The 24,913-nt window shown below is 56.2% G+C and carries 28 protein-coding genes and 1 tRNA gene; all 29 read right to left on the reverse strand.

Annotation, left to right across the window (positions count from 1 at the left end; all coding sequences use genetic code 11):
* Positions 1–26: 26 nt before the first annotated feature.
* The 29 genes from J4377_RS13500 to J4377_RS13640 all read right to left on the reverse strand — a co-directional run bounded on the left by J4377_RS13500 (position 27) and on the right by J4377_RS13640 (position 24,911).
* Complete coding sequence (locus J4377_RS13500) at positions 27–6,128, reverse strand: hypothetical protein (protein ID WP_253485908.1); 6,102 nt, start codon at positions 6,126–6,128, stop codon at positions 27–29.
* A 27-nt stretch (positions 6,129–6,155) separates the two neighbouring features.
* On the reverse strand, positions 6,156–7,778 hold the full coding sequence (locus J4377_RS13505; protein ID WP_253485909.1) for a hypothetical protein: 1,623 nt from the start codon (positions 7,776–7,778) through the stop codon (positions 6,156–6,158).
* A 67-nt stretch (positions 7,779–7,845) separates the two neighbouring features.
* Positions 7,846–8,142 carry a hypothetical protein gene (locus J4377_RS13510; RefSeq protein WP_253485910.1) on the reverse strand — a complete coding sequence of 99 codons (297 nt, stop codon included), beginning with the start codon at positions 8,140–8,142 and terminating at the stop codon, positions 7,846–7,848.
* The gene (locus J4377_RS13515; RefSeq protein WP_253485911.1) at positions 8,136–8,522 is read right to left on the reverse strand and encodes a hypothetical protein; all 387 of its coding nucleotides are present in this window, start codon (positions 8,520–8,522) and stop codon (positions 8,136–8,138) included. The genes J4377_RS13510 and J4377_RS13515 overlap by 7 nt, the downstream gene beginning before the upstream one ends.
* A complete protein-coding gene (locus tag J4377_RS13520; protein ID WP_253485912.1) occupies positions 8,519–8,839 on the reverse strand; it encodes a hypothetical protein in 321 nt (106 codons plus the stop codon). Before J4377_RS13520 ends, J4377_RS13515 begins: the two co-directional genes overlap by 4 nt.
* Positions 8,840–8,849: 10 nt before the next feature.
* A complete protein-coding gene (locus J4377_RS13525) occupies positions 8,850–9,791 on the reverse strand; it encodes a hypothetical protein (protein ID WP_253485914.1) in 942 nt (313 codons plus the stop codon).
* Positions 9,792–9,799: 8 nt separating this feature from the next.
* Entirely contained in the window at positions 9,800–10,330 is a 531-nt protein-coding gene (locus J4377_RS13530; RefSeq protein ID WP_253485916.1) for a hypothetical protein, read from the reverse strand.
* On the reverse strand, positions 10,330–11,031 hold the full coding sequence (locus J4377_RS13535) for a DUF6682 family protein (RefSeq protein WP_253485917.1): 702 nt from the start codon (positions 11,029–11,031) through the stop codon (positions 10,330–10,332). The genes J4377_RS13530 and J4377_RS13535 overlap by 1 nt, the downstream gene beginning before the upstream one ends.
* A 3-nt stretch (positions 11,032–11,034) precedes the next feature.
* Complete coding sequence (locus J4377_RS13540) at positions 11,035–11,355, reverse strand: hypothetical protein (protein ID WP_253485919.1); 321 nt, start codon at positions 11,353–11,355, stop codon at positions 11,035–11,037.
* 56 nt (positions 11,356–11,411) lie between these two features.
* Entirely contained in the window at positions 11,412–12,356 is a 945-nt protein-coding gene (locus tag J4377_RS13545; protein ID WP_253485921.1) for a P22 phage major capsid protein family protein, read from the reverse strand.
* Positions 12,357–12,408: 52 nt separating this feature from the next.
* Positions 12,409–13,344, reverse strand: coding sequence for a hypothetical protein (locus tag J4377_RS13550; RefSeq protein ID WP_253485923.1), 936 nt, complete (start codon positions 13,342–13,344; stop codon positions 12,409–12,411).
* A 253-nt stretch (positions 13,345–13,597) separates the two neighbouring features.
* Positions 13,598–15,853, reverse strand: a complete 2,256-nt coding sequence (locus J4377_RS13555) for a hypothetical protein (protein ID WP_253485925.1) — start codon at positions 15,851–15,853, stop codon at positions 13,598–13,600.
* Positions 15,846–16,295 carry a hypothetical protein gene (locus J4377_RS13560; RefSeq protein ID WP_253485926.1) on the reverse strand — a complete coding sequence of 150 codons (450 nt, stop codon included), beginning with the start codon at positions 16,293–16,295 and terminating at the stop codon, positions 15,846–15,848. Before J4377_RS13560 ends, J4377_RS13555 begins: the two co-directional genes overlap by 8 nt.
* Positions 16,296–16,312: 17 nt before the next feature.
* Complete coding sequence (locus tag J4377_RS13565; protein ID WP_253485928.1) at positions 16,313–16,555, reverse strand: hypothetical protein; 243 nt, start codon at positions 16,553–16,555, stop codon at positions 16,313–16,315.
* Positions 16,556–16,564: 9 nt separating this feature from the next.
* A complete protein-coding gene (locus J4377_RS13570) occupies positions 16,565–18,175 on the reverse strand; it encodes a terminase (RefSeq protein ID WP_253485930.1) in 1,611 nt (536 codons plus the stop codon).
* Positions 18,156–18,722 carry a hypothetical protein gene (locus J4377_RS13575; RefSeq protein WP_253485931.1) on the reverse strand — a complete coding sequence of 189 codons (567 nt, stop codon included), beginning with the start codon at positions 18,720–18,722 and terminating at the stop codon, positions 18,156–18,158. Before J4377_RS13575 ends, J4377_RS13570 begins: the two co-directional genes overlap by 20 nt.
* 218 nt (positions 18,723–18,940) lie before the next feature.
* A complete protein-coding gene (locus J4377_RS13580; RefSeq protein ID WP_253485933.1) occupies positions 18,941–19,495 on the reverse strand; it encodes a 3TM-type holin in 555 nt (184 codons plus the stop codon).
* Entirely contained in the window at positions 19,495–19,779 is a 285-nt protein-coding gene (locus tag J4377_RS13585; protein ID WP_253485935.1) for a hypothetical protein, read from the reverse strand. Before J4377_RS13585 ends, J4377_RS13580 begins: the two co-directional genes overlap by 1 nt.
* Before the next feature lie 32 nt (positions 19,780–19,811).
* Positions 19,812–20,162, reverse strand: coding sequence for a D-Ala-D-Ala carboxypeptidase family metallohydrolase (locus J4377_RS13590; RefSeq protein WP_253485937.1), 351 nt, complete (start codon positions 20,160–20,162; stop codon positions 19,812–19,814).
* 32 nt (positions 20,163–20,194) lie between these two features.
* Positions 20,195–20,271: transfer RNA gene (locus J4377_RS13595), tRNA-Met, on the reverse strand.
* A gap of 119 nt (positions 20,272–20,390) precedes the next feature.
* Positions 20,391–21,011: a hypothetical protein gene (locus J4377_RS13600; protein WP_253485939.1), complete on the reverse strand. Its 621-nt coding sequence runs from the start codon at positions 21,009–21,011 to the stop codon at positions 20,391–20,393.
* Between the two features lie 9 nt (positions 21,012–21,020).
* Entirely contained in the window at positions 21,021–21,320 is a 300-nt protein-coding gene (locus tag J4377_RS13605) for a hypothetical protein (RefSeq protein ID WP_253485941.1), read from the reverse strand.
* Positions 21,317–21,685, reverse strand: a complete 369-nt coding sequence (locus J4377_RS13610; protein WP_253485942.1) for a hypothetical protein — start codon at positions 21,683–21,685, stop codon at positions 21,317–21,319. Before J4377_RS13610 ends, J4377_RS13605 begins: the two co-directional genes overlap by 4 nt.
* Positions 21,682–21,825 (reverse strand): hypothetical protein, encoded by a 144-nt coding sequence (locus tag J4377_RS13615; RefSeq protein WP_253485944.1) that lies wholly within the window; start codon positions 21,823–21,825, stop codon positions 21,682–21,684. Before J4377_RS13615 ends, J4377_RS13610 begins: the two co-directional genes overlap by 4 nt.
* Positions 21,825–22,136 (reverse strand): hypothetical protein, encoded by a 312-nt coding sequence (locus J4377_RS13620; protein WP_253485945.1) that lies wholly within the window; start codon positions 22,134–22,136, stop codon positions 21,825–21,827. The genes J4377_RS13615 and J4377_RS13620 overlap by 1 nt, the downstream gene beginning before the upstream one ends.
* On the reverse strand, positions 22,136–22,645 hold the full coding sequence (locus J4377_RS13625; protein ID WP_253485947.1) for a hypothetical protein: 510 nt from the start codon (positions 22,643–22,645) through the stop codon (positions 22,136–22,138). Before J4377_RS13625 ends, J4377_RS13620 begins: the two co-directional genes overlap by 1 nt.
* Entirely contained in the window at positions 22,638–22,877 is a 240-nt protein-coding gene (locus tag J4377_RS13630) for a hypothetical protein (protein WP_253485949.1), read from the reverse strand. Before J4377_RS13630 ends, J4377_RS13625 begins: the two co-directional genes overlap by 8 nt.
* Positions 22,864–24,093: a DNA cytosine methyltransferase gene (locus J4377_RS13635; RefSeq protein ID WP_253485951.1), complete on the reverse strand. Its 1,230-nt coding sequence runs from the start codon at positions 24,091–24,093 to the stop codon at positions 22,864–22,866. Before J4377_RS13635 ends, J4377_RS13630 begins: the two co-directional genes overlap by 14 nt.
* Positions 24,090–24,911 carry an ATP-binding protein gene (locus J4377_RS13640; protein ID WP_253485953.1) on the reverse strand — a complete coding sequence of 274 codons (822 nt, stop codon included), beginning with the start codon at positions 24,909–24,911 and terminating at the stop codon, positions 24,090–24,092. Before J4377_RS13640 ends, J4377_RS13635 begins: the two co-directional genes overlap by 4 nt.
* Between the last annotated feature and the right edge of the window lie 2 nt (positions 24,912–24,913).

The raw sequence follows: 24,913 nt of genomic DNA on the forward strand, positions 1-24,913 counted from the left end.
GAGATTGGAGACAGCATATTTATACATCAGCGATTATCCTTTAGCGTAAGTGTACGTATGAACCTGTTATGTGCGTGAAATTGCAGCCCACCAGGGTCAGCCATGCCGGTGCTCCCGTATCTAAGTTGTAGGGCGAAGGAACGTCCATCTGACCTGGGAGGTATAACAACGGCAAAGGTATTAAGCCCTGGCTCAACTCGGGACTCATACCGTGTAACCAGGTTACTACTGTCCCATTCCACTAGCCGAACTTCGGGCCACCCCGACCCATTCAATATCTGGAACACTACCCTAAAGGAGCATAAAATCTCCGTAGTACCTGGTAGGCTCGGAATCCACAAAGTCTGAATGTCTTTATAGTCGCGATAGCCTCCTACATTATTATCCCCACCCTCGGAGCCTAGTATTATTCCACCTGCTGTATAGGCTGATGTAGGAATAGTTACCGCCTGCCCCTTGATTTGCAACGTATCTACATAGGCATCACCGGTGTAGATCTTATTTCCATCTATTTCAGTGCTGTCAGGCCGTGTCCATCCGTTTGTTGTCCCATGGGCAAGATTTCCCCTGTTTGCCATGTCTCGGACGGTGGCCGCGTCCCATCCCCCTACTTTCGCGGTATCCGCTGCCGTGTTGCTGGCAGTGCGATCAGCGTTAGTCGGTGGCTTAGCACCCGATACTTCCGAATAACTCAGCGAGTCCTTCGTCGCTAATGACCCAGCCCCCGACACGTTGCCGATATTAACAACGCCATTAAACTGGCCTTCGTTGAACTCGACATTGCCATTTTGGCGTATACGCCAACCGCTTTGCCCCGCAATGTAGTTCCCCGACTGCACGTCAGCATAAAAGCGCGCTGCTTCCGCCACGCTGAGATTATCAACGTCAATCGCATCCGCACGGATTAAGCCGCCTGCCGTGGTAACCGGTGTACCGTCATCCAAAAAGAACTTACCAATGGTGATAGGCCCAAGCTGACCCTCTTGAATTGAGCCGTTACGGATCATGGCGTTGTTCATATACACGACATTGTTGTCGATAATGAACGGTTTTCGCTTATCGCTATCGGTGCGGCCAATCCAGAAACGGTCTACGTCAAACCCCGCATCCACTTCAGTACCATCGTTGTAGATACCAAAGCCGCCAATCAACCCGCCGCTTTGTACTTTGGCTGTATAAAGCGCACCCGCCACCATGTCGGTGCGCCGCGCCTGAACATCCGCAATGAACAATGTGCCCACGCCGCCCGCCGAGCGACGGAAGTACACCCACGCTTCGACGGTTTCGTCAGGTGCAACGGCGCTAAGCAACGGCGTTTTGTCCCAGCCGGTTGCGGTAACGCGCTGTGAGTGTATTGTGCGGTAGGATGTAGAGCCGTCCGCTGATACCCAGCCAACCCGCATATCTACATCAATATCACGCGAGCCACCGCCAGACGCATAGGCAAACTGGAATGTATAGGTTTCGCCTGCTGTGGCCGCAAAGCGTTGACCACGCATGTATTGGTCGCTGCTCCACCCTGAATCAGACCATTGAGCGATATACTTTGTCGGCGCGCCACGAATAGCGCTACTACCACCGTCAGGGTTTGCCTCAATAACAGAGACGCCAGACCACGTATTACCCCACCCTGCTAGATCACCCGTACCGAACTGCCCATTCGACAGGATGCCACCGGCATTGGTCACTGCTTTGATCTCAACGGCATTTAGTCCGTTGCCTAGATCAGTCTGAACACTCTGAACCAACTGGGCTGTTGCCTCAATCTCGCCATCTACGCGACTAATCTCGCTATTTAGGGTCTGCTGAACCGTCGATATTTGCCCATCAAGCTGCGATTGTGCCGTGGTAATGGCCTGGGCATTATTCGCCACGTTGCCGTCTATACGATTAACGTTGCTCGTAAGACTTTGTTGAACCGTCGCTATGTCACTGCCAAGATCAGAACGCACTTCGGTAATTGCATTCGCGTTGGCGTCGATAGCATCATCCACCCGCGCTATCTCGGTATTAAAGTCTTGTTGGACACCTGCCAGTGCGCTATCTGTAGCGCTTTGTACATCGGTAATTGCTTGGGCGTTCGCATCAAGCTCGTCGTCGATACGGTTAACGTTCGTCGTAAGGTTTTGCTGGACGGTCGAAATGTCACCTGAAAGTTGCGATTGAACCGTGCTGATAGATTGCGCGGCACTGTCAACACGGCCATCCAAGCGGCTGACTTGAGTGTTTAGATTCTGCTGTACCCCCGCAACGTCACCTTCCAGATCGGAACGCACTTCTGTTACCGCCTGCGCGTTAACATCCACGCGACCATCAAGACGCGCCACCTCAGTATTAAAATCCTGCTGCACGCCTGCAAGCGCATCATCCGTTGCGCTTTGAACGTCGGTGATTGCCTGAGCATTGGCACTCACATCGTCATCAATGCGATTAACGTTGGTGTTAAGGTTCTGCTGGACGGTTGATATGTCGCTATCGAGGTCAGACTGTACCGTCGTCAGCGCTTGCGCCTGCGAGTCAATACGGCCATCTAAACGTGTGACGTTAGAAGTAAACTCTTGCTGAACCACCGCAAGGTTGTTTTCAAAACCAGCTTGAACCGCAGTAATAGATCGCGCGCTAGCGTTGTAAACCGCTGAGACAACCGCTTGCTCGCTCTTTAAAAACGATACCTCTGTATTAAAGTCCTGCTGTACCCCCGCCAGTGCGTCCTCGCCCGCCGATTGAACGTCCATCACCGCTTGCGCCGTTGAATCGACACGCCCATCGAGACGGTTTACTTGGGTGTTAAAATTCTGCTGTACCGTCGAAAGATTGTCTTCTAGCTCAGACTGCACCGTCGTCAATGCTTGCGCGGTGCTATCGACTCGACCATCCAGGCGACTAACTTGCGTGTTCAGGTTTTGCTGTACGCCAGCAACGTCGCCTTCCAGCTCAGAACGCGCCTCGGTCAACGCTTGGGCATTGCTACTGATCCGCCCATCGAGGTAACTAGTTTGTGCATTAAAGTCTTGCTGCACGCCCGCCAGTGCGTCGTCAGTTGCCGCTTGAACATCGGTGATTGCCTGGGCGTTTGTCTGCAACTCGCCATCAATACGCAACACCTGCGTATTGAAGTTTTGCTGAACAGTCGCGAGGTCGTCGTCTAGTTGGGACTGTACTGCCGTGACCGCCTGGGCTGTCGCATCAACACGGCCATCTAAGCGCGTTACTTCCGTGTTGAGTGTCTGCTGTACAGTGGAAATATCGCCGTCTAGCTCGGCAACCGCCGTTGTAATTTGCGTTGCCAGCGCTTGGTCTTCTGACGCGCGCAAACTCTGCTCTAGTTCGATAGCAGAAAACGCATCGCCCAACTGCACCTCAACGCCATCAATGCGTAACGCAGTTGCCGCGCTATCTGCCAACCGCACTTCGTCCAGGCTGTAGAACGTTGCCGACGCAGTGCCGCGCGACGCAGAGATAACTCGCTGAACAGCGGCAAGAAGATCATCTTCGGTAGCCCGCACGCGCGCTTCGTCAGTAATGCGCGCCTCGTTATCGCCTACACCTGCCCATAGGTCGGTAACGTCTTCCGCAAGCGCTTCGTCAGCAGTGGCGCGCACCGTGCTTTCGTTCTGAATATCCGCCGCGAGGTCACCGGTAACCGCTGTTAGCGTCTGAATGTCACTCGCCAATGCAGAGTCACCGTCAGCTCTTGCTTGCTGTTCACTCGTAATTAGTGAGCGTGAACCGTCCACGCGAGCATCAACGGCATTGATCTGCTGTGCGAGGGCGCTGTCTTCGTCAGCACGCGATTGGGCCTCAGACGTAATAAGCGCCCTAGACTGGTCAACACGCGCATCGACGGCATTTAGCTGCTGAGCAAGCGCATCGGTTTCTGTCGCCCGCGTTGTTTGCTCATCGACAATGGCTGCCGCGTTATTGTCGATCTCAGCTTGTAGCGTTTGGATATTGGACGCCAGCGCCTCGTCGGCTGTAGACAGCGCAGTTAGCTCGCCATTAACCGTAGCGATAGACGTATCGAACTGGGAGCTTAGCGCATTGAATTGCGTCGCCATTGCCTGCTGATTGTCGGCAATAGCCTGCTGTAACGTCTCAATCTGCGCGGTGATTTCAGGTATTTCTGTATCCGCAACGTCAACCAACAAGCGATCGACTTCGACGCTGCCACCACCGCCCGACGTGTCGCCCCAAATAACCACGTAGTGATCTTCATTGGTGACTTCGGGCACCTCAATCTGCGCGTCGAAAATTCCCCAGCCCGCCGCAGGCTCATGCCGGTGCCAGCCTGAGAACCAACCGTCACTTGTCGCGTAGCCAATCGCAAACTCAGCACTGCCGCCAGACACAGCGCGCGCCGCAATGCCCACGCGAACGCGACGGCCAGCAAACGCATCAGCGGTACCGTTGGGAATGCGGGCAGAGACTGCGAACGGTGCGCTGCTGGTTGCAACGCTGTTAGATGTAGACGACACCAGCGCCGACTGGTCACCAGAAAATGCATCGTTTGTTTCGGCAGTAATGCTATGCCCACTGGCTGCTACCCAGCGGTCAAACTCAAGCCCTGGCTCAAAGCCATTAGCGAACGTCGGCAGCGCATCAATCTTGGCCGATAACACACTCAGCTGTGACGCCAGCGCCGAGTCAGCATTCGCACGCGCAATCTGCTCTTGAAAAATAGAGGCTTCGTTATCCTCGACCTGAACCTCTAGCCCATTGATTCGCGTCGCTGTCGCTTCTCGGTCACCGATACGGATTTCTTCAAGGCTATAAATCGACGCAGTGTTGGCATTGTACGTTGCGGCAATCACCGCTAGCTGCGAAGCACGAAGCGCGTCGTTTTCAATGCGGGCCTGCGACTCGTTAATAATTGCCGCTTCGTTATCGCCCACCTGAATTTGTAGCGTCGTAATGTCTGACGCCAAGGCTTCATCACCAGAAACGCGCGCCTGCTGTTCATTGGTAATGTCCGCGCTATTACCATCCACGACACCGGTTAGCGTCGTGAGTTGGCTAGCAAGTGCCGTATCGCCATCCACTAGCTGCTGTTCGACAGACGTGATTGCCGCCGCACGCGCGCCTTGTTCTGCTTGCAACGCCGCCACACGCGCATCACGTTCGGCGGCAACCGCCGCCACGCGGTCTTGAACCTCCGCCTGTATCGCGTCTTGTCGTGCCTGGGCCTCAAAGCTAATCGCGTCCTGCCGCGCTTCTTGTTCCGCTAGCAGCGAATCAACACGCTCAGCCCGCTCGTTATCAACCGCCTGGATGCGAGCATCACGCTCTACCGCAATACGATTGGCAACGGTTCCATCTAACGACTCTGGGCCACGCAACTCCGCCTCGATTGGGTCTAAGCGCTCGATAGCCGTTTCGATCGGCCCAATACGCTCGATGTTTGTCTCAATAGCAGGGATGCGCGCAATCGCCGTTTCAATCGGGTCAAGCCGCTCGATATTGGACTCAAGTACCGGTATCTTTTCGATCTCTTGGCGCAGCTCAGTCGCCAAGACGCCCGCGTCGATCTCGCCGGTTAGTAGCTCAAGCACATACCCTACGTCCGCTAGCGGTGCGGCATAGGTGCCGTTCGGGCTGTTTGGCGGCCCCTCAATATCAACAACCGACGTGAACGTAATCCAGTAGTAGTAACCCTTGAGCTTGGTCGGGTCGTCTGGATCAACCGCATCATCGCGCACGTAGTCGGTATAAAAGCCGCCCGCTTCACGGCCAATGACTTCTGCGTTAGCAAAGTTATCTTCTTCGCTGCGAAAGATGTTGGTATAGGCATGGTTGCGGTACTGCTGGCCTGGAATGGTCCAGCTGAGGTTAATCATGCCGTAGAAGCCGCCTTGAGCATCAAAGTTGGCAGGCGCTGGCGGTATGCTTAAATCCGGTGCTGGCGGCAGTGCGCCAGAATCTAGGTTGCCATCTTGCCCTGGGCGCATGCCAGGCTTTAACCGGCCAATGCCGCTGTCCAGAATGTCGCGCAGCGTTACCTTGCGGTCTAAGGGGTCACCCCGCACGCCTTCGCCGGTTTCCAGTATCTCGGTCATGGCAGCGATCAGGGGGCGTAACTCGCTCGGTGCCTTCGGCGGCACTGGCGGTAATGTCCGACGGCGTCGGTTCATGGGCACCTCACGGTGAGCCTGAAAGGGTTAAATCAATTCGCTGGGAGAGGTTGCGATCTGAATGGACTGTACTTCGTTGCTGCTTTGAATCTCGACTTCCCAATCACGGCACAAGGTGTAGCCCGCCGGAAGACGAAACATTCCCGAATTGGGAACTTGTGTATCCAGCACTTGGTTGCCGTCTGCGCGAATGATGAGACGAACAGGGTAATGGGAGGCGATCAACTTGCCGCAGGTAAAGCCAGCGCTTCCTGGGGGCACTTCATGTAAGCGAGAGCGCCAGGTGTAGGGCATTGGCCCACCCTGCCCCCATGCCTTAATCGCACTGTTCTGGATCAGGTAAAGCGTGCCCGCTGCAATGTCGTGATAGCCGCCGCTGGCGTTAATATCCAAAAACTCGACGCCTTCGCCTGGGGTAAACACCATGCAGCCGCCGTCATAGAAGGCAAGGTAACGGCCATCGTAACGATAAGCGTGCATCGTCTCAGGATTCAGCGCTTGCCACTGGTCTTTGGTAAACACTTCGGCAGTCACCACGCGGGCATCACGACCACCGGCAGCAACTAGCCCTTCGTGCCCTGCGTAGATAACGTACTCGCCCATATCCACCAGCGAACGCGCAGATATACAGGGCTGGTCAACGTCTAGTTGCATAGGCGACATAGCTTCGGGACTAGCACCGCTGACAAGGTACGGCTGCCCCTGCGTGGCCACGATCAGGCCCGACGACGTGGCACCAATAGCCACGATGTTGTCTTTGAACGCAAGCTGATACGCCACTGGCCATGCGTGAGGTAAGTACGCCTCACTAAAGCACAGCGTGTTTTCAAAGAATCCAGCGAGGATGCCGCCAGGCAGTGCAGTTAATCCCTGCAGCCTGGGGTCTGGCATATCCCACTCGACCGATGGCAGCGCGCGACCAAGCTGGGCGCTGGTGTAGTTATCAAAGTATTCGTTGTTGGCGGCACTCACGTCCGCCACGTATTGATAGATACCGCTCGATTCAGCGCGGTAAATGCGCTTTGTCACAATGCCATAGCTGCCGCTTGGCACGCTGGGCAGTGCCAATTGAACACCGCCCCCCGCAGGCGCGCCGCTCACCATATCCCAGCGCTCAATGATGTTGCTGGGGGCGCTGGGCGCACCTTCCTCGCCAAAACGCGACACAAGGGTAACTACATAAGAGGTTTCAAGCGTTGTTGGTGGACGGTCAACAGGCGCGCGATTGCTAGGCGCAGAAGCGCTAGGGCCGCTGCTTGGCGTGGGTATGCCTAACCGGTAGCTACTGCCAGGGTAAGGCGGTGTGCCGCTGGTAATGTCGCTTATGCCGCCCATCTTTGGCGGGCCGTCGCCTGTCCAGTACACGCGGGAGAAGTCGTCATTGGCGAGTGGAGACTTCACCACATGAACATTGCGACCCATGCCCCACGTCAGCCAGAAGCCTTGGCCGTCATTGCCGCTTGGGTAGCGGTAAAGCGTGGAGGGATTCGCCACCGCGCTAAGCGATTCGACGGTTAATGGTGCGCGCTCAGGCTTTAGCGTGCCGCGTTTAAGATAAACGTTACGCGCCCGCTGTGCGTTGTTTTCTGGCAGTAGCCGCGCGTTGAGAATCGGCAGCTCGCCACGAAAGGCGCTATGTTGGATTTTCAATATGTCCACCTTTCAGGCACAAAAAAACCGCTCAAGGCGGTATCGGGAGCAATGATTACTGAACTGTCTAACCGAGGTATTGAGCCAGCCACCATGCTACTGCGGCACTCACAACAGCCGGTGCCACCATATCCACCACCAAACTTTTAAATGACCACACGCGCGGATCAAAGCCACCCCACCACGGCATACTTGCCCTGGCACCATCGCCTAGTGACTCAATCCAGCGGTATTCAGCCTGTGTCCATTCTCGGCTAGCCCACAGTGTTGCCATCACGGCCCAAGCCAATACGGCATCACCACCGGAGAACAGAACCAGCATCACGACCAAGCAACTGATAGGAAGGTGGGTGTATTTCACCATGTAAGCTCCGACACATCTGTTAGCGTGCCGTCATCTACCTGCGACTGATACTGTGCTTCAAGCGCGATTAAAGTACCACGACGATGAGCGATGGCTTGCAATGCTTGCTCTACGTCTACAAGCGGATGATTTGCGTGAAACTGGTCGTCACTATCTTTCCAGCTTTCAAACGACTCGATACTCGCTTCACGGGCAAACTGCACCACTTCGAGTAGCGCTTGTCGGTTAGCAGGATCACCACTGTAGCGAACGTCATTGATAACGACGCCTTCGGCTTCTGCCGTTTTACGCTGCGACTCAATCACCTCTTTTAATGACGCTTTTTGCGCAGCGTCGCGCATCTCAATAGTTGTAACCTCTGCGTCTGCTAGCCAGCTCATTCGATCACCTCATCTTCTTCGGGTACCACGTCATACAACGGTAGCTCGATAGGCCCGTTATGGTTATCCAGCACGATAGGCTCTGGGAATCGCGTTTCGTATGGCGCATTAGGGCCGTGACCCAGGCGTACGGTGCATTCATATTCGTCACCGTTACGCGTCACTTTGCCTAGCTCTGGATGCTCTGCTGTGGCACCATCGGGTAGTTCGGAGAGATCGTACCCCCTGTGGTTAACTGTCAGTACAGTACCTGAGAGAGCGGCTCTGGTGGGTTGTTCGTCCACTCGGACGGGGGATAGGTTAAGTGTTAGTTTCATAATGTTCTCCTTAGTACCAGCGGCCAAAATGCACTAAATCCGTGGTTCTGGTACCTGGGCCGTTAGCGCCAGTTGCAACCGCAACAGAAAAAATACCGAGTGATCTCATCCCATTGACAAAAGGATATGCGTTGATAATCCCTTGAGATGTAGTTAATCCGTGACTAATCACCGTCATTCCTTCAACTAAACCCCCCACGGGGAGCGCAAAATCTTGCCGACCCGCAGTATTAAAATCAACGGGTACCGACGTTGTACAGATTGACAGCCCACTAGCAAATAGAGTGTATCTGCCGTTAGCATTGCTACCCTGCTCAATAATCGCCCCTGTAGGCACGCCGTCTGATTGGGAAACGGTGCCGAGGATGTCCCTGTCACTCAGCATCCTACGATAGCCATCTTCCCAGCCAATGGAAGCTTTAACCTTCGCGTAGATTGGCATACCGGCGGTAAGTGTCGCTGCCATCATCAGTAACTCGGCGTTATTATTACCGAGTTTGAAACCTGCATAGCGATTATTGCCCGGCACGGGGGCGTTTGCAGGAACTGACGACTGTCCCTCGTTACCCACCGCGCCAAACGGTAACGTTAAAAAGTCAGAACTAGCGCCGTATAAGATGGCACCCCCCCAGCCGTTATATCCCTCCGCCATCAAGTCGCCAGATCCCACGACCCCGCGCCCAGCAAGCAAATCAACAACCCCTTGCACCTGGGCGCGATCAGGAAACTCCGCTATCAGTTCAGCGCTACTGCCCTGCCTACGATAGAGCCGCATATACGCGCCATTGCCTGGGACGCTGAAATATTTACCATCAGCCGTGTTCTGACGCCCCTCTGTGATCGTTGAGTAGACCGCGTTAAGACCCATCGCTGAGTCGCGAAAGCGCACCACTTCCTCTTGAAGCGCCGCGTTGGTTTGTTCTAGCTGTACAACAGCTTGTTCGAGTGACATATGACCACCTAGATAAATCGGCGTGACTGCACGCGCGCGCCCTGTTGCTGCCCGTACACTGACAAGCGGTAGGCATCGTTAAGGCCCGCAGTGAAATACGTTTCGTGGTAAGCGGCTTGCTCGACGCTGCGCCACGGCTGAGGCAAGAGAAGCAGGCGATGCGTCGCGCCGTGACGGAGTGTTTCAAAGTGCTGGTCGCGTAGCTCGTTGGGCAACGCGCTGCCCGGTGCTGGCTTTACCGCAACGCGCGCCGTGAACGCATCGGTATCGCTTTGGCGATGAATAACAACCGCATCTGGTGATAGCTGCTCATAGTCCACGCCTGGCGTCATTGCTCTGCCATTGCGGTACACGGCTAGCGCTCGCACGCACGTAGCACCAACAGGGGCCGTAATGGCCCCCTCGCTAGTGATTGGCGCATCAACAATCCACGCATTGCCGTCCTGGCACAGTCGAAACTCTGCCCATTTGATAGCGTCGCGAACGGTCATTAGCGGCGCTTCGGGCACGTCCTGCACCACCGTTTGCAGCAAATCCATTACTGCCGCGTCCGTGGCGGATTGGATGAGTTATCCGGCGCGTTAGGCGAGATAGCGCGCGAGACTTCCACCTTCTGCCCTAGTGCGCCCATATACGCCTGCATGTGCATTTGGGCGCGATTTAGGTTGGCCGCGTGTTCAGCGTCCTTGCTATAAGCGCGATACAAGATGTAATCGGTAATCACCGGCGCATAGCTGTCGTTAAGACGAATCGGATCATCTTTCAAGCCATCTAATCCCACCGCAACATCATGCGGTGTCGGTGTTGAGGAGTAGATCAGCTCAACTTCGGCACCGTCCGCCGCAGGCGGGTACACATAAAAGCGCGTCGGGTCTTGGTCATCGAATACATACTGCTCAATATTCACGCTAGGCTCATCGGCGTGCCAGCTGCGGCGCGTGGTATCCAGTGCACGGCGACTGGTCACCAAAATACCTAGTTTATCGCTGAGGTCTGCCGTATTACGGACTACATCAATAAGGCGAAGACCATCGTCAGGTATCTCTTGCCGGGTTCCTGATACAAGTGGCACCGCTGCGTTGATTGAAGAGGCGTCGGGTTTAATCTGAACGATGGCCTGGTAGCTCTCGTTTAGCCAGCCGATCAGCTCCTCGTTGGTCCAGCGGGTACCGGCGGCCGTCACTTCCTGCAACACCAACTTGGTGTTACGAATGACGGTGCCTACAGTTGTGACGGCCATTGCTTACACCTCCTGCATGTAACGGTTCTTGGCTAACGCAGCCGTCCAGGGGAAAGTGCGCCCGTTTTTAAGGTGCTTGAGCATGCGCCCCTGATACTTGGGCTTTTCAGGCTCCTCAGGCTCCGTTGGCGTCTCGTTGGGTGTAAGCTCCTCAGACGTGGTGACGCCCTTTTCTGCTAGCGTTTCAGCGGCTTCAAGCAGCTCGGCGCGGATAGTCTCGACGCCTTGGCGTTTATTGATCTCAACGCCTAGCTTTTCGGCTAGTGGGTCAAAATCATCCTTGGTTACCGCACCTTCAATCTGTTCAATCAGTGTCTTGGTCATGCGTGTTTCCTCACGGAAAGTAAAACGCCACCCCGAAGGATGGCGTAGGTGGGCGATCAGGCGGTGCGCTGCGCGTACAAGTGGCCCATGGCGTTGGGGTCGATGACCTCATAGCCAAAGACGTTCAAGCCGCGCACTAGCTGGCCGAAGTCCTGCGGGTTGGGCAGGTTCTCCATCTTGGTCATTTGCGACGCAAACGTAAGCGCCTTCTTGTGACCGAAGATGCAGTTAGTGGCCTGTTTGGTGGTGGTGGCGTCGGTGACTTTCGACATGTTGTTGCTGACGTACACGTCGAACCGATCGAGCATGCCGACCTTGCCGTTACGGAACACAGAGGTGTTGTCACCCATCGCGCTCGCGTCACGCAGGTCTGACTTCTTGAGCATGCCGTTCATCCACGCGGGAATGACGATCCAGCGGCCATCGTCGGGCACGTTCTGCTCATCGAGTACCGAACCACAATCCACGAACACGTCGAGGATGTTGGTTTTGTCCACGTCCACCGGCGCACCGGCTTCGCCCATGTTGTAACCGCCCGACTCGCGGCCCGCCTCGGTACCAGCGTTTTCGGCAGCGGCATCGGCAAACACATCACCGAGAATCACCTTGTCGATGGCGATTTTCATTTGCTGACCAGCATCGTCAGACCAGCCATCCATCAGCTTAATATCAGACTGGTACTCATCCACATCATTGACTTCAAAGGCAAAATACTTTGCTTTGTCAATGTGTAGCTCGACTTTGTCGCTAGTCGGCTTCTCGTAGTTGAGGCCGCCACCAATCTCGTAGTCGTTGATCGTGATCGACGGCGTGGTGCGGATCATCACCGTGTCGCCTTGCGACTTAATTTCACCTTCGTAGTCCGTGTTGGAAATTTCCGCGAAACACGTTCGCATATACAATTTTTCGACCATCTTCCCGCTCCATACCTGCGGGATAAAACCCGAGGCGGACGTGCTGGAGTAGTCGGGATGACCTGAACCGCGTGTTGGACCTGCCATTGGAATAACCTCTTATCGCCTCACGGCGAGAATCGTTGAACCGCCAACCGAGTTATCGAACTCGGCCTTCACGTTGGGCGGCGAATATGTCGGCTTCCAGGCGTTGCGCTTCGTCAGCGGAGTAGCGGCCAGCGGTCTTGTCTCGATAGAACTGGGTAATGTCGGCACCCGTCCACAGCTTCCCGCCTTGGGCTTGCGGCGTTGGGGCTGCTTTCGTGGTGCGTGGCTCCACTTGTTCATCGGGGACTTGGCGCTGCTGCTGCGTTGGCTTCGCCTGGTTCAGATAGAGTTTGAAAACGTCAGCCACTCCTTTCGCGTCTAGCGACTGTTGCGCCTGACTGAGTGCCTGTTGGTGCTGCTTGCCCGTTTGTGGATTGAACGTGCTGAGGAATTGCAGGAACGCCGGCTCGCTATTGATCTGCTGGTAGTTGGGCACCGCTTGCTCTAACCCGATCCAGAACCGCGCTTCTGCATCCTCTTGCTTCTCAGATTCAAGACGCTCAAGGCGTTGCGCGATCTCTGTATTGGGCTGTTGCTGCTGGGAGCCACTTAACCGCATCATTAGCGATACAAGGTCGTCGCCATACTCTTCTTTGTAGCGAGCTAGCTCTTCATCGCTTACACCTGGCAGCGACTGCTTAGGCGCGTCGGGTGCTTTACTGGCATCGGCTAGCTGCTGTTTTAGCTGTTCAACCTCTTTACGCAGCGCAGGTACTTCGGTGTCGTACTTGCCGCGAATGACGTTAAAGCGGTGCTCCCAGTACAGAGCATCTTTTGCCTCTGTTTTGGGTTCGGCTTTTGGCTCGTCTTTCGGCGGCTCAGCGGATTGCGTATCGGGCTTGTCAGTGTCCGGCTTCTCAGCGTCGCGTGGCGGGTTTTGCTCGCGCTCAGGAGCCTTCGCTTTGTCGGCGTCGGGATTCTCTGGCTCGCGGTCAAAGTGCTGTGCGGCGGCGGCAACTTGCGCCTGAACGGACTGGGGTAATGACATTTCAACTCCTATGACGCCTCACGGCGTGTCTGTGAGCCGGCAAATGCCGGGGTTCACGATTCGGGTAACGGGTTCAACCTGCAGTGTTGAGCGTTGCCCACAAAAAAGCCGCCTCCGGAGAAGCGGCTTGCTTGTGAGGCCGGACGATTCCGGCTATTTAAAGCGCGTGTCGATAACATCACGCGCGGTTTCTAGCTTTTCGATGAGATCAGCGAGCGCGGTCGCCTCGCCCTGCTTGCGGGCTAGCTCTGCGTTATCGCGGCATCGTTCTAGGTGGTTGCGACAATCCTCTCGCTGGGACTTGAGCATTTCCCGCAGGTGCTGGCCCTCTGGGCTGCTGTTGATTCGCGACAGGGCTTTCCACTGCTGCTCGTTCATTCTGGCCTCTCTGCGTCTCGGCAATGAGCTTGGCTATTTCCGCTAGCAGGTGCTGGGCATCCAGCGGTGCCATTTGCTGCGCTATCTGTGTATCGGCTTGGGTTTCAGCTGCGTCAGCACCGTACTTCTGTGCTTGGGCTTGCTTAACGGCCACTTCGGCTTGAGCCTTCGCCTGCTCGATCTGTTGCTGGGCTTCTAATTGCGCTTGCTGTGCCTGCTGCTGCTCGTCCAGGTTGTGCTCCATCTGCTCTTGGGTTGGTATCAGCCCTGGCATGTCTAGCTTCTCAGCCGTGCTTTCTAGCAGCTTGCGGCGGCCTTCCATGCCAACGATACCCATATCTATCTCATTGGCGGTCATTTGCAGGAACTGCTGACGTAGCATGTGCGTCTGTTCGCGTATCAGCATGGCGGAGCTGCCGCGCGCGACGACATTACAGTCACCCTTGATGCTTGGGTCATCGCTGTACTGCATGTTGTAGAGCCAAAGCGCCTCAATCACGCGGCGCATCACGCCACGATCAATGTGACGTATCGCATCCTTGATGCCTTTGTTAGCTGACTCCATCAGCATGGATAGGCCGCTGGCGGTCTGTCCGGCACCACCTACGTTCTCATTGCCGTAGGTGTAGCGGGGAATATTGGTGGCGTCATCGGCACGGCGCTCAAACTGCTCGTAGACCGTAAGCAGTTCGCCTGCGTTGCTGCTGGGCTGATAGAAGCGAACAGCGGCGTTATTACCGGTCACCTGGCTGTCTTTAGTACGCCAGATTTTCCAGGGGTAGATGCTGGTCGGGTCTTCTTGGGGCTGCAGACGATCTTCGTAGACCTCTACCTGCGGGCCTGAGCTGATAGCGAGGTTGTTGACTAAGCTGCGCGCCGTGGCGTTGCACACGTCTTGAATGTCGCCCATTAGCTCGGGAATTGCTTGGCCCCAAAAGCTGCCTGGCACCGGCTGGTAGCTGGCTTTGTGATACGGGCGGCGCTCTAGCGGGTCGCGGTTAATGCGAACGCGGATAACGTGCTGACCAATCAAGATGGCCTCGATCTCATACTCTGCCAGCGGGTCTTCAATCTCGTCGGGGTTGACGCCCCACTGCAGTAACGTGACGCCCTGGGCACCGCCGGAGTAGATCAGTCCGTCGATAGTTTCGCCGTGGGTTAGCCACTCATGGCCGCGCCCTTCTAGCTCAGCCCGCTCGCCATCTGTCCATAGCCAGTCACGCAAGCCACCTTGGCCGTACTGCTCTAAGACTCTGCGAATCGACTCTTCGTTGAACGACGGCACACCTATCAGCTGGTTGAGCTGCATACGGGTAAACCGCGCCCGCTCAATAAGAAATGCGCCGTCATCTACGCTGGTGGCGTCAGGACTTGGGTATAAATCGAATGGGGATACGCGCTCAAACTCTGGTCTGATCGTGGTGGTTTTAACCGGCTGCCAGCCTTCTAGCCATTCCAGCGTGGGCACGCGCCTTAGAATAGGCGCGCGGATAAACGCGGTCGGGTAGGTGACAAAATCATCAACAAATTGCTCAAACGCTTCAGACCATCCGCCCTCTGCTAGCTGGTCGGCAATCACGTCTTCGTGGCGCTCCGCGGCTTCCTCGGCTTTCTCTTGCGCCATTTGCCGCACTTGCTCGCGCGCCTGCTCAATCAGGGCAGCCATGTCCACTTGCTGGCCTTCCTGCTGCGCCTGCATGGCTTGCTGCTGCATCTGCTGGAATACAGGGGCAACGTACTCGTCGGGCACGTCTGCGACCGGGGTAGGTTGCAAGCCCCACGGCTGCTCATTGGCGGGCATCATAATGTCGCGAATCCAAGCGCCTGCAGCGCGGCACTTGGTAGCGGTCAACATCATGTAAATTTCGGCACCGCCTTCCTTGCGAATCGCCGCTAGCTTGTTAGGGTCGTACTCGCCTTTACGACGACGCAGACAATCCAACAGTCGGTATTCAACTTCTTGCTTGGCTGTCTTGGCCGACTCCCACGACCGGCGAATGTGCGCACCCAGCGACGATTCCATTAGCTGGCGACGACGCTCTTCCTCGGCCTGCATTTGCTGGGCTTCGGCGGCTTGTTCGGCGTGCATATCCGACGCTGACTTGTACTGCAGCAGTCCCAAACTAGCCATTAGCAGCACCCTGCGTTAGCGCCTTGTAAATAGCGGCATCGGCGGCACGCTTATGGGTACGCATCCGCTGAACGTTGCGGCGCATCGGGCCTAGCTGTTTAAAGAGGTCGGTCACGTAGCCAGCGGGATCGTCTAGGAACTCCAACAGCTTGACGTTAAACGTCACGCCCATATTGCCCTCAACTTCAAACTGCAGGCGCATACCTGGCTCTGGCGTCGTCACCTTCTCTTCGATAATGATCATATCGATTTGCACGTTGCCAACGTCCGGACGGAAACGCTTTGAGGGAATCGGGATACCGTACTTCATCAATTCTTGCGCCATGCCCATCGCCGCATCGCGGGCGAATTTCTCAATGTCGCGGCTTTGCAGGCCCGCGAGGCGCAATGCTGCCGTGCGTGCCCGCTGTTGCTGCGAGCCGTTCGGTGTGGTGTGGATCATAGCGCCTCCTGGCGTGGTTAAGTGTGAGCACCCAACTGATTGTCGGCGGCAATTACCTGTCTGACTTTTGCAATTAGCTCTTCTTGGTGAATCAACTGGCAAGGATCAATGCCAATAACGGAAATCATTAGGCAGCGCTGATTCCCATCATCTCGCTGGTAGTAAACGTTCAGCACAGAGCAATCAATGACAGCGCTTTCAGCCTCAGGAATGTCATTTTCAATCTTTCCACACAAAAACTCTGCATGCTCAGTCTTCATATCGTTTTCTCAAGTGTGAGCATTCCAGCCGCCACGCGGCGAGCGATTAGCGGGCGTTGAGGGTAGCTGCGCTCTGGTAAATAGCGATGAGCGTGCGAGGGTTTCTAGCGCTTTGGCACCGTGGGATGCCCAGTCATGTCGAGGTGTTGACTTGTACACGCCGCGTTTGTCGTCCCATTCCTTGCGGTAGTTATCGAGGCATAGCACGCCCTGGTGGCAGGCTTCCTCGTCAATCCAACACATCGGCAGAAACTGTCGCGTCGCTTGTACGCCCTCGGCGTGGTTGCTAATGCGCGGTACCGTTTCAAAGTTAATGCCGAAGCCCTTTGCCACGTCGCTGCGACTTAGTCCGGTACCCAGCTCTCTAACGGCCAGATCGTGCGGGCCAAAGTGGCCACCGTAGCGATAGCCTTTCTTGTTGAGCAGGTCGGCGTAGTATTCGATGCCCTCGCCCTCGCCTTCCAGATAGTCGACAAGATGCACTTCACGCCCAACGACCTGGGCAAACCAGATCGCCATCGTGTCATCCATCCCTAAATCCCAACCGGTATAGACCGGCAGACTCGGATTCACTTGCACCTCACTGGTAAGCCGCTTGTTCTTACGCAGGAACTGCATTTGTGTGGCGAAGTAAGCGCCTTCTACTGACTGGTTGAACGCTTCCTCTGGTGTGCTGGGGTACTCCCGCTGCATGTCGTCTTGCAGCTTTTCAGCCTTTTTGGCGTACCAAGCGCGCTGGCCGTCAGTCGTCTGGATGCCGTGCTTATGCTCTAGCTGCTCAAAGTATTCGTTTAGCCGTTGCGGTATCACCACGCCCTTGGGCGACATGGTGTACGTCGGCTCTTGCCACCAGGGGAAGAAGTGGAACTGGAAGTCCATTTCTGTCAGCGGCCGCCCCATTTCCTTGAGCTGCTGCGCGGTCTGCGAGTAGTCGAAGAAATATCCCTCGCGGCCTTCGGCGGTCGATTCCAGCGTTATTTGATTGCCAATACCGACGGCTTCAAACGCACCGGTGACGATCTCCTTGGCCTTATGCGGGAACTGGCGGCATATCTTGCCAAACTCGGATACGTGCAAGCGCTGCAGCGTGCCACCACGATAAGAGGTGGAGACCTTGATACTTGAGCCGTTATCGAAGACGTAAGCGCCGGAGCCTGATTTATCGCTGACAGGCCTGGGTATCTTGGTGCCCAGCATTTTCAGCAGCGCGTGCCAGGCGTCGTCGATGTTCTCGTAAGCGAAGGTGATCTTGTTTCTGAATATGTCCTGGGCATCTTCCAGCTTGTGACAGATACAGCCCGCGGCGAAGTTGTCCTTGAACAGACAGTCATCCAGCGCGTCGATCATCTCGAACGTAGTAAAGCCTAGCTGGCGAGCTTTCAAAATCAGGTCTAGGCAATGGCCATTCAGATAGCGCTCCCGCTGTGCCTTGTTAGGCTTGAAACGCACCTTTTTGCCCGACTTATCCTTGATCTTATACAGCGAGTTGAGCCGAAACCACTTGAGCGACAGCGCAGCCAGCAGGTCGGCTTTATCGGTGAGCCTGCCCTTTGCGTGTGCTCGCAGGTAGGCTTCTGCGCGCTTGACCTGGCGTGCCCGTTCACTCGGCCCCAGAATCACTTGGCGCGACCTCTGCCATTAGCTCTTCAAACGACTTAACGCCTTCATCCTTGTCGCTGGCGTCCAGACCGTAGTTCTGACGCTCTAACTTCACGACACGCTCCAACGCTTGGGTGCCATGCCCCATGCACTTGCCGACGTATTCCAGCGGCACGTCAATTTCTTTAATGTCGTCGCCGTCATTGATCGTAATAGTGCCTTTCTCTACCTGCCCCTCTAGTAGATCGGCATAGCGCTCAAGGATTTTACGCCAGCGCTCAAGCCCCTTTCGGTGGCCCTTAACAACAGCGGCATTCTCGTTAGCCGCTTGCTCAACCACCTCGTCATCAAGTACGGCCTGTGCTTCTGACGGCAGCGACGCGCGAGTAATCTTTTGCTGAGTACGCTCGCGCACACGGTCGGTTAAATCCTTCTCCCAGCGGTACTTCTTAGCGCGGCGGGAAATGTTGGAGCGGTTAACGCCGTGGCGCGCTTCCAGCTGCGCGAGCGAAAAACGACCGGTTCGATATTCCCGCTCGATCAGCTCCCAGTCGTTTCGTTTAGCCATAAAAAACGCCGCCATTGCTGGCAGCGCCTCCATAAATAGGTGCCGGACGCTTCACAGCGTGCGGCGGGCGTCGGTAGTGTCGGCGGTGCTTCACAGCATGGCGTGACTACCTCCCCCATCTAACGGTCAGGGGTATCCGAGATGGATCACCTCCTACGCTGGCGGGGATTGGGTGCAACGCTTCACAGCGTGGCGTGTCGCCTCACGGCGAGAACTTATTAACGCTTCCGAATGGCGCCGATTGCATCCATGAAGCCGGAAGGCGTTTGGCCCATCTGGCGAGCCTTGTCATTTGAGCGCTGTTTGATATTCACGCCCTGGACAGCGGCTTGGGCAGCGACCGACCAAATCAGTACATCGACAACAACCGATAGCTGGGTGGGGTCCTTGATGATTACGCCGATCAGTCCGAAGTTCACAGACGCCAGTGACAAGGCCAGCATCCAGCCGTTGAAGGGTCGCCAACCTGCGCGGAACGTCGACTCACTCCCCACCTCGGCCCGCATCGTCTGATTAATCTCAGACAAGCGGGCAGTTTCTGATTCAAGGGAGAGCTTAAGCATTTCTCGCTCATGCTCTTGCTCAAGCCGCCGCAAGCGCTCTACAGCTTGCGGGTCTGCCTGAATAGCGGCTTCCACCGCTTCCGGACGCTCTTCAACACCCAGAACGCCAGCGATGATGCTGCCAACTGCAGAGCCAGCCTTGCCAGCAAGAGCGCCGCCAGCAATCGGCGCGATCTTCCCCACGGTTTGCGCAATGTCACGCCACTCCATTATCTGGTCTCCAGCGCCGACACGCGGCTGTTCAGGTTGTTGATGCGGCTCTCGATCTCGTCAAGCTCACGGCGTGCATCAGTAGCGCGGTAATAGGTATCGCCCCAGCTTTTTAGCTCTTGGCGCATTTCTTGGAGCATTAAGCCCTGCATGGTTAGCCGTTCTTCTAGAACGACTGACTGTTGCCCCAGCTTCACCAGCTCAGAGCCAGCCCAAATAATCAGCGCTACCAAGAGCACCTGTATGCCTGTCTGCATATGCCGCTCGAAAGCTGAAGGTTTCACGTCGCGCTCCTGGGGCATTACGCCGCCTCCCATTACCAGCGAGCCGGGCCATTAGAGCGCGTATCGACGTGGGTAAACGTCAAGTAGCGACCAAGGCTGGCGGTGGGAAAGTTGGCGGCAAGCCAGTCGTAAACGGCATCAGGTTCAACGCCAGAAACGCGAATATCCGCAGCGCGGCCAAAGGTGTGCTGGCTATTGGGCGCGCCGCCTACACGGCGGTTGTAATCAGGACAGCGGCAGCCGCTATTGATGATCACCGGCTTGCCGAAGTGGGTGCGTACGGCCTCAAGGATACTCAAGGTATCGGTATCAACCGTGTCAAAGCCGCATCCGCAGTTACATGCAAACTCGGAACGGCTGAAATGCTCGCTGATGCGGCTCATATAAGGCTCCGACGCTTCACAGCGTGAGAAAGTGGTAGCGGGCGATGGATTCGAACCACCTGTTATCTAGGTTATGAGCCTAGCGAGACGCCATTTCTCAATGCCCGCTATAAACGCAAAGACCCCGCCAGAGACTGGCAGGGCCTTAAACGGAAACGCCCCGCACAAAGGCGAGGCGCAAAAATAGATAGTGGGGATATTCTGGCTCAAACTGCGGCAGAGGGCAAGTTATGCGGCTTTGGCGTTGGCAATAAGCGCTGCCACTGGAGCTAGTGCCTGGCACTCCCAGCGGTCGAGCGTGTCCAGCAGTCTCTCCCAAACACCTCCCCACGTTGAGCGGTCGCGCCTGCTCCAGTCCCTCGTGTTCACTTCCTCCCCATGCTCTTCCTCAATCCAAGCGGCAATGCGCCGAGGATTGTGCAGCCCTGGCCGGTTATACGGGTAAGTCACTTCTGCGTGGTGGTGAATCGCTGCCGACACTATCCAGCGCAGTTGCCGTGCCGCTTCTGCTGTCGGGTAGTCACTCTGACCCTGCCCTGGTAAGCGCATCTGCATGCCGACGTGCATCAAGGCTGCGTGCAACCACTCACGATCCTCTGCTAGTTCATCGCGTGTGAATGGGCCGAAACAGTAGCGTGCCAATGCCTGCAGGTGTGGCGGCTGATTCTCGACGGCGCTGATTACTTGGCCTGACTCTAAACCATTCACAATGCGCCAATCGTTATTCTGCTTTTGTGTACCCTGTACTTGCGCACCTAGCTCTGCGATCTGCGAGGCATACACCATCACACTCCCGCGCTGCTCGTGATACGCCTGAAATATCATTGATCGTGCCGAGCCGTAACGCATCACTTCCCCCTACCGTTGCGTTTTCGTTGCGTTATTGCGCAACTGTTGCGTTTTGTTGCCCTTGAGTGTTGCGTTTTTCTCTGCAACTACTTCATTCCAAACGTCTTTTATCCGTTGCGGTGTTGCGTGCGGGAACTTCTTTACCCACTGTTCGTGCACGGCCTTTCGTTGAGCTTGTGGCACCTTGAGCATTTGCCGAGCGATGTACTTCACTTCGCATTCACGCGCCCATTCGTGCCACTCAGGCGGGTAGCCATTCTCGCCGCCCAGCTTGCGGCCATCGGGCCATTGCGTAGGGCGTTCAATCACGCTGCTATCTCCTCCACCAGCCAGCCGCCGCCGTGCTTCTTCGCTCTGGGAAACGCCACCTTGAACCGGAACGGATACATTTCAGCGGCCACCTTCATCTTGACCTTGGCATCCTCGGTGAAGACGCCCGGACCACCCTTCGTATCATGCAGCTCCATGACGCCATCCCGATCCATAACGGCGAAGTCCACGGTCAAGAAGGTCTTGTCTGCTAGGCGCAGCTTGATGCCATCAAAGCGGTACCACTGAATCTCACCAGCGCGCTTGAGCATTTCTAGGTGCTGGGCATACGCAGCCTCGGTCTTGTTCATCTGGCCCGCTTTGAGTCGCCCGAGCGCGGCCAGCCGCTTATTGTTGTGCATCATGGTTGGTCGTTCTCCTGCCTGTGGTCTCGATACTCCAAGGGCTCGCCCTGATCGTCATAGCCGTGCATGAGGTAGAGACCCAAGCCAGTCAGGAACAACGCACCGGCTAAGATCAGGCCTAATAGAATCCATGGGCTCATCACTTCACCGCCTTAACCAGGCCGCGCCTGGCGAGTTGGTCAAGTGTCAGCACAATGGCCTCATTCATCCGCGCTCTGCGCTCTTCACGGCTAAGGTGTTTGCCGTTATCAATCTGATGGTGGCACTTTGGGCAAAGCGCAGCTGTTAATGCGTCGCTGGCCTTCTGGCTCCGGCCACGGTGCTGGTTGCTATGGGCGGCTTGGATGCCCCAGGCACCGCATAGCACACAGCTATCAATCTCATGCACGTTGCTCAACCACTGGCGGCAGCGGTGCGGTTTTGTCGGCAAGTAGCACTCGTTGGGGAGCATTACGCCACCTCCTTGTATTCGTCCGGACGGAAGCCACGCAGGTTCGGATCAGTCAGCCGCATCCCCAGTCCTGTAAAGTGCTGGTACACAGCATCCAGATAGCGGGTTTTCTGGTCTTTGCTCATCAAGCGGGTACAGGGGAAGTCCAGCGGCTCTTGCATTAACTCCAGCTTGGCTTCATACGGCAGCGGCTTAACGATGCGGTCGTACTTCTCTTTGAACTCGGGCAGCTCCCAGCGCAGTATCGGTACCGCGAAGTGCAGCTTGCAGAAGCCGCGATATTCCTCGGCGGTCTGATCGCCTTGGGCCTCTGCCTCTAGCAGCCACTTACGTTGGAGCTTGTTTTGGTCAACGCTGCGCTTAACAGGGCGCTTCTGGACGATGATCTCTATGTCGCCCCACAATTGAATGGCGTCGGTTAGAACCTTGGGCAGCTTGGCAATGGCTGCGAAAGCCTCTTGCAAGGTGCTAGCTCGCGATACAAATGGCTTGGTGGCTGGCTTACCCATGCTCCACCTCCCGCAATACCATCCGATGCTTGCTAACCATGGGCTGGCTAACGCTCCACTTCTCCGCGATCTCTCGCTGCATCATTGAGCTTTTCAGGTCGGCGACGTATTTGGGATTAGCCATCAACCCCCGCGTTGACTTGCTGGTGTCGCGGTTCTGGCGTCGCGGCTGTGCTTCGCGCATCGGCCACGCCACTTGTGTCTGTGCCCAGTCGTGTTTAGTTAGCCGCATGACGCACCCCCATAAGCGCGGTGAGGCGAGAGCCGATCCAGGCCATACACGGAACGGCCATTGAATTGCCAATTGCTTTGTATCGCGGGCCATCGGCAGCGGGTTTGTTTCGATAGGGAACAGCAGTGTGCGAATCAGGAAAGCCCTGTAAGCGCTCTGCTTCCGTAGGCGTCAGGCGGCGAACCGCCAGGTCATTCAATACGGCGTTTTCAGCCCCGTTATTGCGACCTAAAGCAAATGCCGTGCTATCGCTGACGCAGGGGTCTTGAGTGCCGTGCACTATCTGCACCAAGAACGTCTCGCTAGCAAAATCAAGTCGCCCATGCGGCCCGCTATGGGCATTAAGGGCGTGACTTGTTTCAACTGGGCCTGACTGGCGGTTTTGGCCGAAAGCGGTAACGCCAACAATCCCAGCACCGCGCTGGCTGAACAGCTCCTGATTGCTTGCACCGATACCTCCAGTGTTGTGCGACTGATTTAGGGTTGGGTGTGGCCCGCCTTCCCAGTGGCTTGGGCGCTTAATGCGGCTTCCAACATCTTGGGTAACGTCTTGCGCCTGGCTTCGGCTCGGCGGAGTATCCCTGCGCACGCTTTCGCGCTCAAAAAGTACCGCTGCGGGATCAATGTCTGCTCGAGCACTTGCGACAACGAACACACGGCGGCGTCGTTGGGCCACTCCGAAATATTGGGCGTCAAGAACCCGCCATGCGACTGCTCTTTGGGGTCCATACACACAACCAGCGTTCGTCCATTTTTTCCCTGAAGGCTGCAATTCGCGGTCTTCCCCAGCGAGCGCGCCAAGAAAGCATCCGAAGGCGTTTTGCTTGTCGGAGAGGACGCCAGGGACGTTTTCCCAGACGATGACGGTTTCGGGGGTTCCGGCTCGAACTCGAACAGTGTCGATTGCATTGGCTAGCTCCACGTATTTCATTGTTAGCTGGCCACGCGCATCGGCCATTCCTTCCCGCATTCCCGCGACACTGAACGCTTGGCAGGGCGTACCGCCCACTAGAACGTCAGGGGCTTCTATTTCGCCCAGCAAGACGCGGCGGCTGATCTTGGTCATATCGCCCAGGTTCTTAACGTCAGGCCAGTGGTGAGCCAGTACGGCGCTGGGAAACGCTTCGATTTCAGAGAACCATGCTGGCTTCATGCCTAGCGGCTCCCAGGCTACTGAGGCGGCTTCGATGCCGCTGCAAACGCTGCCGTATCTCATGCGACACCTCGCTGCGTCCGGTAACTGCCCCAATCCAGTTTGAGCGTGGCACCGCCCCCCTCTTGCATACGGTCAATGATGCGCTTACCCATGTAGTCTTCGAGCTTGTCAGCTTCGAGGTTGCTAATCAGGATCGTCGGCAGCATCTGCTTGTAGCGTTCGTTGATAATCTTGAACAGCATCAAGCGCTCCCACTCAGTACCCAGCTGCGCGCCCACCTCATCCAGAATCAGCAGGTCTAAGCCACCAACGAAAGCGCGGATAGCTTCACGCTCACTTGCTCCCTTCTCCTTGCTGAATGCGCGCTCTTTAATCAAGTCGATCAGCTCGTAAACATCGATACCCATAACCACACGCCCACTGGCCAGTAGCGCGTTACCGATGGCATAAGCTAAATGACTCTTGCCAGTGCCCACACTGCCGGTGAAGATCAGCCCGCCACCCTGCGCCAAGCGCTCATCAAACCTGGCGACGTAGGCACGGCAGACGCTTAGCACGTACTGTTGCTCACGGCTCTGCGCTTCAAAGCCAGTGAGCGACTTGGAAACAAAGCGCTTCGGGATAAGCGACTCTTCGCGCAACTTCTCAAGCCGCCGACGGCTGCCGGCTTCGCTGGCTTGACTCACTTCGGCTTGGCTAACGCCCTTGGCGTCTTCCATGACGCACTGCGGGCACCCTGCCCACTGACCGTTGGGCATTTTGGTGTTAGCAAACGCGCCGTGAACGCGGCAGTGGTCTGCCCTAGTGTCAGCGGTGCCGGCAAGCATGCTGGCTAGCTGGCCGCGTACTTGCGGGGTTGTCGTCAATGGTTGCGCCATGA

Source organism: Halomonas sp. XH26 (genome assembly GCF_024138895.1).
In the GTDB taxonomy this organism is placed as follows: domain Bacteria; phylum Pseudomonadota; class Gammaproteobacteria; order Pseudomonadales; family Halomonadaceae; genus Vreelandella; species Vreelandella alkaliphila.